Genomic DNA, 14,281 nt, shown 5'->3' on the forward strand with positions numbered 1-14,281 from the left:
CTACAAACTTATATAAAAAAAAAGAGGGATAAAAATTACCCCTCTTTTTTAAGCTTAAAATGAACGAATATTATTTTAAGGCATCTATTTTTTTCTTTATTTCTTCATATTTAACTTTATCATCTTTGAAAAGGTAAATAATTTTAAGGTTTTCTAAAGCGTTGCTGTTTTTTGGATCTAATGCTAAAGCTGCATTATAATACGGAACAGACTGGTCGATGAATTTCATCATGGTTACACCCATGGCATTGAATTCTTTTACTTTTTTAGCATCGATACTGTTTCTTTTATTTTGAACAGCTAAGGCTTGCTTGTAATAAGTATCTCCCATCAAATATTGATAAGTTGCATTTTTTGGATCTTTTGCAATCAATTTAGTCAACATCTCCTGAGATTTAGCGATGTCACCACTTTTAATGTAAAGATCAGTTTCCAAGCCAATGAAATAAGAATCTTCAGGGAATTTTAAAGAGGCTTCTTTTACCAATGCCAATCCAGCTACACTGTCTTTCAATTTGTCAAAGGTAATGTTGATGATCTCAGAATATAAGATTTTAGCATCTTTATAGTTCAGATCAATCGCTTTTTTGAAGTTTCTGATCACCTCAGGATAATTTGGAATTTCTTTAGCTGTAACACCTGCATTCACATACATTGAAGTGTCATTTGGGTGTTTTGCGGTGATGTCATTGAATGCTTCCAGTGCTGCAGGGAAATTTTTAGCTTTATAAGCATAAATTGCTCTGTTTCTCAATGCGTTTTCGACATTTGTACTGGCTTGCTCAATGTTGTCCTTTTCAGAATTTTTAACATCTAAAGCTTTTGCTTTTGTTATGGCTTCTTCAGCTATTCCCTGAAATTTCTTTGAGTTATTCTGGTCTACAGAATCTACAAGAGCAATTCTTGATGCAAATAAAGCACGGTATGACCAGGCGTCTGGTAAGTCTTTTGATTTTTCATTAGCAATAGCCTTATCAGTATGCGCCAATCCGTCATTCAGTGATTTTAAGTGATCGGTTAAGGTTTTCCCAGCGGTAATACCTAAAAGATTCCATGCTTTTTTCGCCTCATTGATTTCACTTTTCTGAGCGTTTGCAAATGAGGCTACACCTACAAACATTAAACTTAAAAGTATCTTTTTCATTAGAATATAATTTGTTTTTAAGGTTATAAAACTACCCGTATCAGGGGTAGTTTTATGTTATTTACATTAGTTTTCTTCTTCGTTTGTTTCCTCATCAGCTGCTTCATCACCTTCCTCCTCAACATCTTCTTCCACGTCACCCTCTCCTGCTGGCTCACCATCAACTACAACATGGCTTTCTGCATCTTCAATCTCTTCGTCTTCATGTTCAATTCTTGCTACAGAAGCGATTTCATCATTGCCTTTCAGGTTAATTAAGCGAACACCTTGCGTGGCGCGTCCCATTACCCTCAGTTCGCTAACTACAATTCTGATCACAATACCAGATTTGTTGATGATCATCAGATCGTCAGCGTCTGTCACATTTTTAATAGCCACTAAAGCACCGGTTTTTTCAGTGATATTAATGGTTTTAACACCTTTACCACCTCTGTTGGTAACGCGATAATCTTCGATATCTGTACGTTTGCCATAACCTTTTTCTGAAACCACCAATACGGTTGCTCCCGGATCATCCACAGCAATCATGCCAACTACCTCGTCTTTGTCGTGGCCCAAGGTCACACCTCTAACTCCTGTAGCGGTTCTACCCATTGGTCTGACTTTCTCTTCATTGAAACGAATTGCTCTTCCTGAACGTAAAGCCATTACAATTTCGCTAGATCCTGTAGTTAAGCTTGCTTCTAACAACTGATCACCTTCATTGATGTTAATTGCGTTGATACCATTAACACGAGGTCTTGAGTAAGCTTCTAATGAAGTTTTCTTAATCGTTCCTTTTTTAGTACACATGATGATGTAATTGTTTTCCAGATAATCCTGGTCTTTCAAATTAATCACCTTGATGAAGGCTTTGATTTTCTCTTCTTTAGGTATGTTGATGATGTTTTGGATAGCTCTTCCTTTACTTAATCTCGATCCTTCCGGAATTTCGTAAACCCTAAGCCAGAAACAACGTCCCGTTTCTGTAAAGAATAACATGTAGTTGTGATTTGAAGCAATCAGCAAATGCTCGATGAAATCTTCATTTCTTGAATCAGAACCTTTAGATCCCTTACCACCTCTACCTTGCGTACGGTATTCGGTTGCAGGGGTACGCTTGATATAGCCTTCGTGTGAGATGGTAATGACCACTTCCTCATCTTCGATGAAGTCTTCCATGCTCATGTCTTCCGCAGAGTGAACAATTTGAGTACGACGCTCATCACCAAATTTCTGACGAATTTCTGTCAACTCATCTTTGATGATCTGCATACGCAGGCCTTCATCAGCCAGGATTGATTTCAAATACTCAATGGTTTTCATCAATTCAGCATACTCATCTTTAATCTTATCGCGTTCCAGTCCGGTTAAACGACGTAGAGTCATGTCTAAGATCGCTCTGGCTTGAATATCACTCAAACCAAATTTCTCCATTAAGCCAACACGCGCTTCTTCAGGAGTTTCCGATGCACGGATTAACTTGATCACTTCGTCCAGGTGGTCTAATGCGATCAGGTAACCTTCTAAGATGTGTGCTCTTTTTTCAGCTTCAGACAATTCAAATTTAGTACGGCGAACGATCACCTCATGCCTGTGATCCACAAAGTGCATGATTAAATCTTTCAGATTTAACATTTGTGGTCTGCCTTTTACCAGTGCAATGTTATTTACACTAAATGAGGTTTGTAGTGCTGTTTGTTTAAATAGATTATTTAAGACGATGGAAGCATTTGCATCACGTTTGATTTCGTAAACAATGCGGATACCATCCTTATTGGATTCGTCTTTAATGTTAGAAATTCCTTCAATTTTTTTCTCACCAACCAATTCAGCCGTACGCTCAATCATCATGGCTTTATTCACCTGGTAAGGGATTTCAGTTACAATGATCACCTCACGGTCTTTCAGCATTTCAATCTCAGCTTTTGCACGCATCAATACGCGTCCACGGCCAGTTTCAAAAGCTTCTTTCACACCTGTGTAACCGTAAATGATACCCCCGGTTGGGAAATCCGGCGCTTTAACAAACTTCATCAATTCCTCGATGGTGATTTCCCTGTTGTCGATGTAGTTTATTGTTGCATCAATTACCTCTGCCAGATTGTGCGGAGCCATATTGGTAGCCATACCTACAGCAATACCTGATGATCCGTTTACGAGCAAATTAGGGATTTTAGCAGGTAAAACTGTTGGCTCCTGTAAAGTATCGTCAAAGTTTAATTGAAAATCTACAGTATCCTTATTGATATCCGCCAGCATTTCTTCTGCAATTTTGGAGAAGCGGGCCTCTGTATAACGCATCGCTGCAGGTGAATCACCGTCAATGTGTCCAAAGTTTCCCTGACCATCTACCATTGGATACCGTAAGCTCCAATCCTGAGCCATACGAACCATAGTAAAATATACAGACGCATCACCATGCGGGTGATATTTACCCAATACTTCACCCACAATACGGGCAGATTTCTTATGTGGTTTACTGCTGGTTACACCTAAGTCGAGCATACCGTATAAAACACGGCGGTGTACGGGTTTCAATCCATCTCGTACATCAGGTAATGCCCTTGATACGATAACTGACATCGAGTAATCGATGTAAGCGGATCTCATTTGCTCGTCAATATCGATTCTAATTACTTTATCGTTTTCTTGATTTTCTAAATCTTCTGCCATAAATATTAATGTTCCTTAAGAACGATTTAAATGTGGTATTCTTATAACCTTGCGAATTTAATAAAAAATGCGCCGTTTAGGCGCATTGTGGAAAATTTTATCGCATAAAAGAAGTATCATTTTGACTACTCTAGGCCCATGAAATCCCTTTTTTTAGTTTACTTAAGGTATCTGCTTCCGGACTACCAGCTGTTGGGTTATAATTGTATGTCCATTTGGCCAGGGGCGGCAAACTCATCAGGATAGATTCTATTCGTCCATTGGTTTCAAGGCCAAACTTAGTGCCTGCGTCATAGACCAGATTGAATTCTGCATACCTGCTTCTGCGCAAGTATTGCCATTCCTGTTGTTGTTCTGTAAATTCAGCATCCCGGTTTCGGTCGATTAACTCAGTATAGGCCGGAATAAAGGTGTTGCCAACCGCTACAGAAAAATCGAGCAGCTGATCAAATGAAAGTCCTGTATTATCTGGCTTCAGGCGGTCGTAAAAAATTCCGCCAACCCCTCTTGTTTCTTCTCTGTGTTTAATGAAAAAGTAATCATCAGCCGTAGCCTTGAATTTGCTGTAAAACGAAGCATCAAACTCATCACAGGTTTGTTTCAACAGATGATGGAAAAAACGGGCATCTGTATCGATCACATAATGTGGCGTAAGGTCTATACCGCCACCAAACCAACGGGTTTGTTCATCCATTTCAAAATAACGGATATTCATGTGGATAATGGGTACAAATGGATTAGCGGGATGCATAACGATTGATACACCAGTCGCAAAAAAATCATCACTCTCAACTTTGAATGCTTTTTTAACCGCGTCAGGAAGTTTACCATGAACAGCTGAGAAATTCACTCCGCCTTTCTCAATCACATTGCCATTTTGCAGCACTCTGGTCCTGCCTCCGCCACCACCTTCCCTATTCCAGATTTCTTCTTCAAAACGGGCTTTTCCATCCGCTATTTCAAGGCTGCTACAAATTTCGTCCTGAATTTTTTGATAAGCAGCTACTACTTCATCTTTAAATGCCATTTCAATTAAACTAAGCTCAAAGTTAACCTTAATAACCCCCCAATAATAGCTTTAATTACAGATAGTACATTGTTTTGACACTATGCTTTGGCAAAATTACGTGTAACCAATCTTGCAGATGGAACAAGAAAAAGGCAACTTAATAAGCTGCCTTTTTTTTTTCATTATTGCACGGGAGGCATTTTAGCTGTATCAGGCGGCATCTTAACCGCAGTGTCAACTGGTTTCATCGTATCTGTCGGAACAGAAATCGCTGTGTCCCGACTCATGCTATCCGTTGTGCCGGAAACATTTTTGGTTGAGTTGCAAGCCGATAGAGATAACATTAAGAATCCGCTAAAGACAAGACTTAAATATGCTTTTTTCATGGGATGTGATTTAAATTCAATGATTTAACAATATAAATCAAGAATGGTTTTATTTAAATCAGATCCAGGCTATTTATGCATTTTTAATTTATCCAGAAGATCTGGCGCCAGGTTCTCCGCATAAGCCCCATAGGCGTCTATAATTACACCTTTTAAATTTCCAACCTGGGATGATATTGCGTAAATGACTGCGCTGTCATCGGGGTCATTCAGGCCTTCAAAGCGATAGAATTCATCAATTTCGAATTCTTCAGGCATTAACCGTAAATCGATCGCCTTACATTCTATAAACTCTGGCTCCAGTTCAAAATCGTATTCGTAGCCCCGTTTATCCAGATCAGCTACAGCAGCAGTAAGCGTGTCGTATATATACATAATCCTAATTTACTAAAAAATTACTTCAACATGTGGTATAAAGTTTCATAGTTCAATAAACTTTCTGATATTTAAGCATCATGGTTGTATCAGAAAAAACCCTTAAATGGGCCCTTTGCTTATACCCCCCGCTTTTATTTCAGCGGATTTGGGTTAAAAGGTTTCATCCGGGATTTCGTGGGGTGGATGTGAAGATTAATAAGAGTTTATTTAATAAAAACTATAACGGATCTATTTTTGGTGGAACAATTTATGCAGCCACTGATCCATTTTATGCTTTACTGTTTGACCAGTTGTTGCAACGTAGAGGGTTTAAAGTCAGGGTTTGGCTTAAAAGTGCCTCCATTCAGTACCTGAAACCGGGACGGAAAAGCCTGTATTTTACAATTGAGGTGAATGAAGATATGTTAACGGAGGCGATCGAGGCTTTGAACACCGGCGGTAAATTTGTAAAAGCCTACCCGATGGAAATCAAAGATGCAGCGGGTGAATTGTGTGCTACGGTTATGAACGAGGTTTATATTCGTAATCTACATCAGGGAGAGCAATCTCGTATTGCCTATTAAATTATTGTGATCAAGTTTAAACGAAATGAACATCAGGAAACTAATTTTACAGGGTGAAGGCACAATGCTTGATTTCAAGAAAACCATTACAAACAATGAAAAAATAGCGAAAAGTCTTGTCGCATTTGCCAATAATAAAGGCGGAAAATTGTTGATTGGCGTGGCAGATAACGGCAATATCATCGGCGTCAAGTCGGAAGATGAAGAGCGGTATATGATTACCAAATCTGCCCACCAATTCTGTAAGCCAGCTATAGAGCCCGAGTTTGAGGAGATCTATGTAGATGATAAATTGGTTCTTGTTGTCAATATTCCTAAAAGTGATACTAAACCGCATTACGCGCTGGATGAAAATAAAAAATGGTGGGTTTATTTCAGGGTCAATGATAAAAGTTTACTTGCCAGTAAAATAATAGTTGATGTCATTAAAAAGAGCAATGATGCTATCGGTCAGCTTATCCCATACACTGATGATGAGAAGAAACTGTTTGAATATCTTGGGCAGGAAGGTCGCATCACATTGAAACAATTTACCAGGCTCACCAGAAGCTCAAATAAAAAGGCACAAAAAATAATAGTTAACCTTATTGTAAGTGGTGTGCTTAAGCCGAATACCTCAGAGAAAGAAGAATATTTTACAACAACCTGAGGTAAAATAAACAGGAATTTTAAAAACCGAGGTTAAAATAACCGACTTTTGTGCACATGTTACATGCACTATACCAAAAATATAAGCCTTATTATTCAGACAATTTAAGATTGGCGATGCCTATTGTGGTTTCTCAGCTTGGACATACGCTGGTTCATTTGGCTGATAGTGTAATTGTTGGGCACTTTGCCGGTACGGTGCAGTTGGCTGCAGTATCGCTGGTGAACAGTCTTTTCATGCTCATACTTGTGATCGGAATGGGTATTGCTTACGGGCTAACCCCATTGATTGCCCAGGAAAACGGACGTAAAAACTATGAAGAGTGCGGCAGGTTGTTGTCAAATAGTCTGATTATTAACATACTAACATCGGTGTTGCTCTATCTGTTTGTTCATTTGGGAACCTTGTTGGTAATTGATCATCTTGGGCAGTCGCCTGAGGTTGTTGCTTATGCTAAACCATATCTTGGTTACCTTGGCATTTCGATCATTCCATTGATGATTTTTCAAACCTTTAAACAATTTGCAGAAGGCTTAGGCTTCACCAAACAAGCGATGTTTGTATCGATCTGGGGCAATCTGATTAACATAATTTTGGGAATTATTTTCGTTAAAGGTATGTTTGGTATAGCACCAATGGGTGTTAAAGGAGTTGGTTTAAGTACGCTGATCGACCGTACATTAATGGCTATAGTCATGACTGCTTATGTATTGAAATCGAAATATTTCAAGCTTTATATTCATAGTTTTAAGCTTTTGTTTATCGACAAAATCAGAAGTTTAAAAATAGTTAAGATCGGAGCTCCAGTGGCGTTGCAATATTCATTTGAAATCAGTGCTTTTAGTGGAGCTGCCATTTTGATCGGAACCATTGGTGCTATAGAACAAGCTGCACATCAGGTTGCCATTAACCTGGCTTCTGTAACATATATGATGGCCAGTGGTATTGCCTCTGCGGCGACCATAAAAACCGCAAATAATTTTGGTAAGCGAAATTTTCAGGATTTAAGAAGTTCTGCAATCGCGAGTTATCATGTAATCCTGCTTTTTATGAGTGCTACCGCCATTTTGTTTATAGCTGCCAATCATTTGCTTCCTTATATTTATACCGAAGATCAGGCTGTGATTGGTATTGCTGCTCAATTGCTCATTATTGCGGGGTTCTTCCAGTTATTTGACGGTACCCAGGTTGTGGGCTTAGGTGTTTTACGTGGCATTGGCGATGTAAACATACCTACAGTAATCACCTTCGTTGCCTACTGGGTTATTGGAATCCCTCTCGGTTATCTATTGGGTATTGTGCTGAGGCTTGGCGTAAACGGTATATGGTACGGTCTAACCTTCGGACTACTAACGGCCAGCTTTCTGCTTTTCTTTAGGTTCCAAAAAAGAACCAAAGTGCTCAATAGTCAGGTGCATTTGCATAAGAATTAATACTTTTCTTTCAGACTTATGTTGTCATGCAATATCATATGGCTTGTCTTTCGACCGACAAGTCCACAGAAATTAATTCTACTAAATCTGTAGATTTATTTTGATTATTGGAAAAGTTGCCTTAATATTGTCTACCAATTTAATAGACAATATACGCGGTGACCATATTACTTATGGTCATTCTGCTAAAATATATCAACAACCAGTAACCTAAACAGCATTCGGTGAACTCTTTTGAGTTTACCGAATTTTAAATCACATACCATGAGTAGCCTACCGGAAAACGAAATTAAAGTAAGGATTGAAGATCGTGCACAAGAGAAAAAATGGCGACAAATTGCTTACTTATCCATACTGATTTTAATTTCTGTATTCGGTGGATATACATTGTACTCCTACCTTTCCTATGACCAGTTCATTGATTTAGGAAAGGAATTATACGGTAGTCTGGATGAAAAATTTCTATGGATGCTGTTTGTCGGTTTTGCTGCTCAAATGGTTGATGGCGCGTTGGGTATGGGCTATGGTGTGGTTTCTACTACCCTGCTCTTATCTGGTGGATTGAATCCAGCAGTTATTTCGGGAAGTGTGCATACAGCCGAAATGTTTTCCAGCGGGGCGTCAGGTTTCAGTCACTATCGTTTCGGCAATGTGAATAAAAAGCTCTTTAAAACGCTCCTTATACCAGGGGTATTGGGTGCCATTGGGGGATCATTGCTGCTCTGCTATGCCGGTGAGGCATTTTCTCAGTACATCAGACCAGTGATATCAGTATATACCTTACTGTTGGGCGTTAAAATATTAAGTAACGCTTTTAAAAAGCAAGCCAAGCCACAAAAAGTAAAGCGTGCAGGTTGGCTTGCCGGTGCCGGGGGTTTTTTAGATTCCTTTGGTGGCGGCGGTTGGGGGCCATTGGTCACCTCTACCCTTATTTCTAAGGGACGTACGCCTAAATATGTCATTGGATCTGTAAGTTTAACAGAATTCTTTGTGACAATGGCCAGCGCAGTAACTTTTTTTATCATTCTCGGCGTAAGTCACTGGCAATCCATCCTCGGATTAATCATCGGTGGCGTAGCGGCTGCTCCATTGGCGGCCCGTTTAGTGGGTAAGCTACCCGTTAAGAAAATGTTTATTGGTGTGGCTGCAATTGTCATTATATCCAGTGTACGCATCATCTGGATGTCGCTGGGTAAGTTACTCTGATAAATACGCCAGTCCTTTTGGTGTTAATGAAGCTGAATGCTGCACCCGGTCTCTTTTTATGGTGATTAAACCCATGCGCTCCAGTTCCTCGTATTCTTCTTCTCTCCCGCCTAATATCGCTGAACTTACCTGTTGGTCAATAATTTCCAATAATTCTAGAATAGCTTCCTTTTCCATGATTTAAGTATATTAGTTAAACATATACTTAAAGATAGTAAAAATTAAACTTTGATGCGTTCAGAAATCGCTGTTTTATTTGCCGTGTTTATGCCTCTGAGTTCCACATATTTTACATTTGGAATCCAGAACGACCCACCTTCAATTCTCAGAAATATCCGGTCTAATTGTATTTTCTTCTTGTTTACTGTTACGTAGACATGATATTTATTATCCTCTGCTGATTTGCTGAGATACAAAGGGAATTTTTTATAGGAAACAAAACGTAGTTCGTACTGGTCATTGCCCAGGTCTTTTGTTTCGATGCCGTAAGCAAATTTACGCTGAATATAACTCAGGTCTTTCTTTTCATTTCCTTCGTCATATCGAATCCAATATACATTAACCGGCTTCTTTTTATCTACAGTACCATCCTCATTCGTATTTAGTTCACATATGATGGTATTGATGTTTGGATCACGTTGTACATAAAAAAGTTGGTTGGCAATTCCTTTAGGCGTTGGAAACTTTAAGGGAGATGGATCATTGTTGTCTGTTGTTTGTGCAGAAGCGCTTATACCGAAAAGCATCAGCATAAATGCTGCAATATAAAACAACGAAGGATACCGTTTAAAAACTTTCATTAGAATGAGGTTATCAATTTTGAAGCTACAAATTTAATTCAAATCAGTTATAAACCGGTTAAATATAGTCGCCCCTGGTTTATTTTACATTATGGAGATACTTCAAATACAGATACTCAGCTATTTATAAATGTACTATTGACAATTGTATGTTAAGGAATTGATAACAAATTGTAGTTTTTGGTCGTTTTTTGAGAAAAAAAATAAATTTATTTTTTAATAAAATACTTCGTTTTTAAGCAATAAACCAAGTTTTGTCATGGAAATATTATTTTAATGTCATAAAGTGTTATTTTTAATAGTGTATCATGTACACTATTAAAAATAAGTATGTATATTTGTACTACAATAACAAAGACAACATGTTCTAAGCAGTCTTAAAATTCAATTAAAGACTGTGCAGAAATAAAGAGAAAACCCGTTCATACAGGTTTATATTTGGTTAGAATAGGGATGTGCGTGGATGCGACAACCCTTTCTTTTTTTATAGCCTTTTTTAATTTGTCAGTTAGCCCTCGGCAGCTTTGTTTAATGCACCCAGAAAAGTCTCTGGCGACTGTGCTCCGGACACCGCTAGTTTTTGATCAAAAATAAAAAATGGCACCGCATTGATGCCTAAATCACCTGCAGTTTTTTCATCATACCTCACCTCATCCACAAAATCCTCAGTTTTCAACATCGTTTGCAAATCCAGACTGTTTAATCCAATTGATTTTCCGATTTCGATCAGCACTTCATGGTCCGCAATGTTTTTACCATCAGTAAAATGCGCTTTAAATAATTGTTCTTCAGCCTGGTCTCCTGTGCCATGCTGTTTGGCCATTTGGATTAAACGGTGCGCATCAAAAGAATTGGCGATGACAGCGTCATCGAAATTGAAAGTTAAACCTACTTCTGCTGCGGTTTGAGTAACCTGCTTGTGGGTTTCTATAGCCCATTCTCTACTCCTGCCATAACGTTCTGCCAGGTAGTCGTATGCACTTTTATCTAAAACGGTCAATGCGTTAGGATCCAACTCAAAGCTGTGCCATTCAATCTCTACATCCTCTTTACCTGGAAACTGTGCTAAAGCCTGTTCAAATTTTCTTTTGCCAATATAACAAAACGGACATCTTACGTCCGACCAAATATCTACTTTCATGAATGATGTTCTATTTTATAAATTGTAGTCTGTTTATAATGCTCGCCAGGTCTGAGTATGGTACTTGGAAAAGCAGGAATATTGATGGCATTTGGATGGTGCTGAGTTTCTACACAGAAACCACCAAATGAATGGTAATCTTTGCCTTCTTTGCCCCCTTTTACATCCAGATATTTAGCAGTATAAAAATGAGCAACAGGTTCAGTTGTATAGACAGATAATTTCAATCCGCTGTTTTCCTCCCTGGTTTCAGAAGCAAGTGTAAATTCTCCGTATTGTTTATCCAATACGTACGATTGATCATAGCCTTCGTTGAGGTCCCAGTCTTTACCAATTTCCTTTTCTGCCAAAAAATCATGATGCGTACCCTCAACTGGAATTAATTTCCCTGTAACCACATAATTGTCATCCTGTTCCAGGTAATTGCTCGCGGGCATCCTATGCTTATGCGCTGCAATAGAACCTCCTTGCGGAGCCAGGTTGAAGTAGCTGTGATGCGTAAGGTTAATTGCGGTAGCCTGGTCTGTTTCTGCTTTGTAATCCAGGATGAGCTCATTTTCATCAGTTAATTTAAAAGTGAGCTGTACCGTCAGCTTGCCTGGAAAATGCTCTTCCCCATCTTCACTTACATATTGAAGCGTTACGCTTGGGTCTATTGTGGAAAGTACATCCCACATTTTTCTGTCGAAGCCTATGTCGCCGCCATGCAGACAGTCGCCACCCTTTGCTTGCGACAATTGATAAGTCTGACCATCAATCGTAAACCTGCCATTTTTAACGCGGTTGGCATACCTACCAATCACAGCACCAAAATATGGGTAATTTGTCAGGTAGCTCTCATTGGTATATTGATCAATATCATCGAAACCCAATACAATGTCTTGTTTTTCGCCTTGTTTATTGGTTACAATAAACTTGTTGATGATTGCCCCATAATTATATATCTTAACATAGGTACCCAGTGAATTAGTCAATTCAATTGCAAGTACTTCTTTTCCGTCTATTAGTTTGCCTGTTCTGATCAGCTTTGTTTTCATCGAATGGTGGTTATATTTTAAGGTTGACAACGAAGATTATTTATTATCTGTTTTTTTGACGCGTAATAAAGTCATGATCGTTCATAAATTGTATATTAGGAGCGTTATTTTTAATATTAAACAATACTATCAATACTTTCCTTAAGACAACAAACATAATTGAAAATTTTACAATGAAAGCGGAATTAACAAACGAATTTTTCAACAAATATGGGCAACAGCCAACACATCATTATTTTACACCTGGTCGGGTAAACCTGATTGGAGAGCATATAGATTACAATGGCGGATTGGTGATGCCATGTGCGGTAACTATGGGGACCTGGCTGGCTTTGGCGCCAAACAACGAAAATGTAATCCGTTTCAAAAGTCTGAATTTTGAGGAAGAAGCTGCCATTGAACTGAAAGATAGCTATATCAAAGAGGGAAAGGAATGGTACAACTACCCTCTGGGTATTTTTAATGAAATTCTGAAAGACCATAAGATCCCTACTGGCCTGGACTTGATTTTTCATGGCAATATCCCGATTGGTTCAGGTCTCTCCTCTTCTGCGTCTATCGAGGTTGTCATGGCCTATGCGCTGAATGATTATTTTAACCTGGGTTACGATAGATTGCAGCTTGTATTGATGGCGAAAAGGGTTGAAAATGATTTCATTGGATTGAACTCTGGTATTATGGACCAATTTGCAGTTGCTTTTGGTGAAAGTCATAAAGCTTTGGTACTGGATTGCGATACCTTGAAATACAAAGCGGTAGACTGTAATCTGGGCGACTATAACCTGGCCATCATCAATACGAATAAGCCACGCAAACTGGCAGAATCAAAATACAACGAACGTGTAGCAGAATGCCAGACAGCTTTACAACAACTGAATCAGGAAATTAAGTTGCATGCTTTGTGTGAGCTGACCGCCGAGAAATTTGCTTTGCACAGTCATCTGATTACAGATCCAACGGTGTTGAAAAGAGCTACGCATGTTGTTAAAGAAAATGACCGTGTAAACCTGGCTGCAAAAGCACTAAACAACGGTGATCTGGAAGAATTTGGACGCTTGATGTATGCTTCGCATCAATCTTTAAGGGATTTATATGAAGTTAGCGGTGCTGAGTTAGATGCGGTAGTAGACTTTTGTTCCGACTATGAACATGTTATTGGTGCACGCATGACCGGTGCTGGATTTGGTGGTTGTGCTATCGCCTTATTGAAAAAAGGAAAAGAAGAAGATTTTGCCAAGCAGCTTACTGATTTTTACGTAGCGCGTATTGGCTATCCGGCAGCCATCTATATCAGTGAAATTGGCAATGGTGCTTCGGCAATTTAATTTTACTTTTGCAGCATGCAGAAATTAAAATTAGATGAGCTTAACCGTGTCAGTATAGCCGAATTTAAAGAATCAGAAAAGCTACCTGTCGTAGTTGTGTTGGATAACGTGCGTAGCATGCACAACATTGGCTCTATTTTCAGAACTGCCGATGGTTTTGCTATTGAACAGATTTGCTTATGTGGCATTACCGCTCAACCTCCCCACCGGGAAATTGAGAAAACTGCGTTAGGTGCTACACAGTCGGTTGATTGGCAACACTTCCCGACCACGCTGGACGCCGTAGCAAGTTTAAGAACTGCAGGTTACGAGATTATAGCCATTGAACAGGCATCGGGTAGCACCATGTTAAATACTTACCAACCTGCTGCGGGTAAAAAGTTTGCTTTAATTTTTGGTAATGAAGTAAACGGCGTTGATGAGGCGGTAATGGCAAAAATTGACAAATGTATTGAAATTCCACAGTTCGGAACCAAGCATTCGTTCAACATCACCATATCAGCTGGAATTGTACTTTGGGATTTCTTTGCTAAATTGAGGTTGTAAAACACATTG

15 protein-coding genes are annotated in these 14,281 nt (G+C 39.0%); 7 read left to right on the top strand and 8 right to left on the bottom strand.

All coding sequences use genetic code 11. The features are described 5' to 3' along the window. Nucleotides 1–70 precede the first annotated feature (70 nt). The 3 genes from IM797_RS00200 to hemF all read right to left on the bottom strand — a co-directional run bounded on the left by IM797_RS00200 (nucleotide 71) and on the right by hemF (nucleotide 4,826). Nucleotides 71–1,144: a tetratricopeptide repeat protein gene (locus IM797_RS00200; protein ID WP_194125079.1), complete on the bottom strand. Its 1,074-nt coding sequence runs from the start codon at nucleotides 1,142–1,144 to the stop codon at nucleotides 71–73. Nucleotides 1,145–1,210: 66 nt separating this feature from the next. Continuing rightward, the gene (gene gyrA, locus IM797_RS00205; RefSeq protein WP_194125080.1) at nucleotides 1,211–3,799 is read right to left on the bottom strand and encodes a DNA gyrase subunit A; all 2,589 of its coding nucleotides are present in this window, start codon (nucleotides 3,797–3,799) and stop codon (nucleotides 1,211–1,213) included. A gap of 130 nt (nucleotides 3,800–3,929) precedes the next feature. Further along, entirely contained in the window at nucleotides 3,930–4,826 is an 897-nt protein-coding gene (gene hemF, locus IM797_RS00210) for an oxygen-dependent coproporphyrinogen oxidase (RefSeq protein WP_194125081.1), read from the bottom strand. Between the two features lie 87 nt (nucleotides 4,827–4,913). Here hemF and IM797_RS00215 point away from each other — a divergent pair, with 87 nt between their 5' ends. After that, complete coding sequence (locus IM797_RS00215; RefSeq protein WP_194125082.1) at nucleotides 4,914–5,222, top strand: hypothetical protein; 309 nt, start codon at nucleotides 4,914–4,916, stop codon at nucleotides 5,220–5,222. Nucleotides 5,223–5,263: 41 nt separating this feature from the next. Here IM797_RS00215 and IM797_RS00220 read toward each other — a convergent pair whose 3' ends face one another. Then, nucleotides 5,264–5,569, bottom strand: coding sequence for a phosphoribosylpyrophosphate synthetase (locus IM797_RS00220; RefSeq protein WP_194125083.1), 306 nt, complete (start codon nucleotides 5,567–5,569; stop codon nucleotides 5,264–5,266). Between the two features lie 80 nt (nucleotides 5,570–5,649). Here IM797_RS00220 and IM797_RS00225 point away from each other — a divergent pair, with 80 nt between their 5' ends. The 4 genes from IM797_RS00225 to IM797_RS00240 all read left to right on the top strand — a co-directional run bounded on the left by IM797_RS00225 (nucleotide 5,650) and on the right by IM797_RS00240 (nucleotide 9,423). Continuing rightward, nucleotides 5,650–6,135: a DUF4442 domain-containing protein gene (locus IM797_RS00225; RefSeq protein ID WP_194125084.1), complete on the top strand. Its 486-nt coding sequence runs from the start codon at nucleotides 5,650–5,652 to the stop codon at nucleotides 6,133–6,135. Nucleotides 6,136–6,160: 25 nt separating this feature from the next. Next, complete coding sequence (locus IM797_RS00230) at nucleotides 6,161–6,784, top strand: helix-turn-helix domain-containing protein (RefSeq protein WP_194125085.1); 624 nt, start codon at nucleotides 6,161–6,163, stop codon at nucleotides 6,782–6,784. A 56-nt stretch (nucleotides 6,785–6,840) separates the two neighbouring features. Beyond that, complete coding sequence (locus IM797_RS00235) at nucleotides 6,841–8,217, top strand: MATE family efflux transporter (protein WP_194125086.1); 1,377 nt, start codon at nucleotides 6,841–6,843, stop codon at nucleotides 8,215–8,217. A 264-nt stretch (nucleotides 8,218–8,481) separates the two neighbouring features. Then, nucleotides 8,482–9,423, top strand: a complete 942-nt coding sequence (locus IM797_RS00240) for a sulfite exporter TauE/SafE family protein (RefSeq protein WP_194125087.1) — start codon at nucleotides 8,482–8,484, stop codon at nucleotides 9,421–9,423. On the opposite strand, the gene IM797_RS00245 is transcribed toward IM797_RS00240, so the two are convergent. From IM797_RS00245 to IM797_RS00260, 4 genes are all read right to left on the bottom strand, one after another. Beyond that, nucleotides 9,415–9,600, bottom strand: coding sequence for a hypothetical protein (locus tag IM797_RS00245; protein WP_194125088.1), 186 nt, complete (start codon nucleotides 9,598–9,600; stop codon nucleotides 9,415–9,417). The two genes, IM797_RS00240 and IM797_RS00245, sit on opposite strands and share 9 nt — an antisense overlap. Before the next feature lie 44 nt (nucleotides 9,601–9,644). Then, nucleotides 9,645–10,223, bottom strand: a complete 579-nt coding sequence (locus IM797_RS00250) for a DUF4833 domain-containing protein (RefSeq protein WP_228098657.1) — start codon at nucleotides 10,221–10,223, stop codon at nucleotides 9,645–9,647. A gap of 508 nt (nucleotides 10,224–10,731) precedes the next feature. Continuing rightward, the gene (locus IM797_RS00255) at nucleotides 10,732–11,364 is read right to left on the bottom strand and encodes a DsbA family oxidoreductase (RefSeq protein ID WP_194125089.1); all 633 of its coding nucleotides are present in this window, start codon (nucleotides 11,362–11,364) and stop codon (nucleotides 10,732–10,734) included. Continuing rightward, complete coding sequence (locus IM797_RS00260; protein WP_194125090.1) at nucleotides 11,361–12,401, bottom strand: aldose epimerase family protein; 1,041 nt, start codon at nucleotides 12,399–12,401, stop codon at nucleotides 11,361–11,363. Before IM797_RS00260 ends, IM797_RS00255 begins: the two co-directional genes overlap by 4 nt. 173 nt (nucleotides 12,402–12,574) lie before the next feature. On the opposite strand from IM797_RS00260, the gene IM797_RS00265 reads away from it, so the two are divergent. Beyond that, entirely contained in the window at nucleotides 12,575–13,726 is a 1,152-nt protein-coding gene (locus tag IM797_RS00265; RefSeq protein WP_194125091.1) for a galactokinase, read from the top strand. Between the two features lie 15 nt (nucleotides 13,727–13,741). Then, complete coding sequence (locus IM797_RS00270) at nucleotides 13,742–14,272, top strand: RNA methyltransferase (protein ID WP_194125092.1); 531 nt, start codon at nucleotides 13,742–13,744, stop codon at nucleotides 14,270–14,272. Nucleotides 14,273–14,281 lie beyond the last annotated feature (9 nt).

It is taken from the genome of Pedobacter sp. MC2016-24 (assembly GCF_015223055.1).
Taxonomy (GTDB): domain Bacteria; phylum Bacteroidota; class Bacteroidia; order Sphingobacteriales; family Sphingobacteriaceae; genus Pedobacter.

What these genes read in the sequence shown, in the direction of transcription:
- IM797_RS00265 (WP_194125091.1), top strand. Translation starts at nt 12,575, where the DNA reads ATGAAAGCGGAATTAACAAACGAATTTTTCAACAAATATGGGCAACAG.
- IM797_RS00200 (WP_194125079.1), bottom strand. Translation starts at nt 1,144, where the DNA reads ATGAAAAAGATACTTTTAAGTTTAATGTTTGTAGGTGTAGCCTCATTT.
- gyrA (WP_194125080.1), bottom strand. Translation starts at nt 3,799, where the DNA reads ATGGCAGAAGATTTAGAAAATCAAGAAAACGATAAAGTAATTAGAATC.
- IM797_RS00235 (WP_194125086.1), top strand. Translation starts at nt 6,841, where the DNA reads ATGTTACATGCACTATACCAAAAATATAAGCCTTATTATTCAGACAAT.
- IM797_RS00250 (WP_228098657.1), bottom strand. Translation starts at nt 10,223, where the DNA reads ATGAAAGTTTTTAAACGGTATCCTTCGTTGTTTTATATTGCAGCATTT.
- IM797_RS00225 (WP_194125084.1), top strand. Translation starts at nt 5,650, where the DNA reads ATGGTTGTATCAGAAAAAACCCTTAAATGGGCCCTTTGCTTATACCCC.
- IM797_RS00245 (WP_194125088.1), bottom strand. Translation starts at nt 9,600, where the DNA reads ATGGAAAAGGAAGCTATTCTAGAATTATTGGAAATTATTGACCAACAG.
- IM797_RS00270 (WP_194125092.1), top strand. Translation starts at nt 13,742, where the DNA reads ATGCAGAAATTAAAATTAGATGAGCTTAACCGTGTCAGTATAGCCGAA.
- IM797_RS00220 (WP_194125083.1), bottom strand. Translation starts at nt 5,569, where the DNA reads ATGTATATATACGACACGCTTACTGCTGCTGTAGCTGATCTGGATAAA.
- IM797_RS00240 (WP_194125087.1), top strand. Translation starts at nt 8,482, where the DNA reads ATGAGTAGCCTACCGGAAAACGAAATTAAAGTAAGGATTGAAGATCGT.
- IM797_RS00255 (WP_194125089.1), bottom strand. Translation starts at nt 11,364, where the DNA reads ATGAAAGTAGATATTTGGTCGGACGTAAGATGTCCGTTTTGTTATATT.
- hemF (WP_194125081.1), bottom strand. Translation starts at nt 4,826, where the DNA reads ATGGCATTTAAAGATGAAGTAGTAGCTGCTTATCAAAAAATTCAGGAC.
- IM797_RS00230 (WP_194125085.1), top strand. Translation starts at nt 6,161, where the DNA reads ATGAACATCAGGAAACTAATTTTACAGGGTGAAGGCACAATGCTTGAT.
- IM797_RS00260 (WP_194125090.1), bottom strand. Translation starts at nt 12,401, where the DNA reads ATGAAAACAAAGCTGATCAGAACAGGCAAACTAATAGACGGAAAAGAA.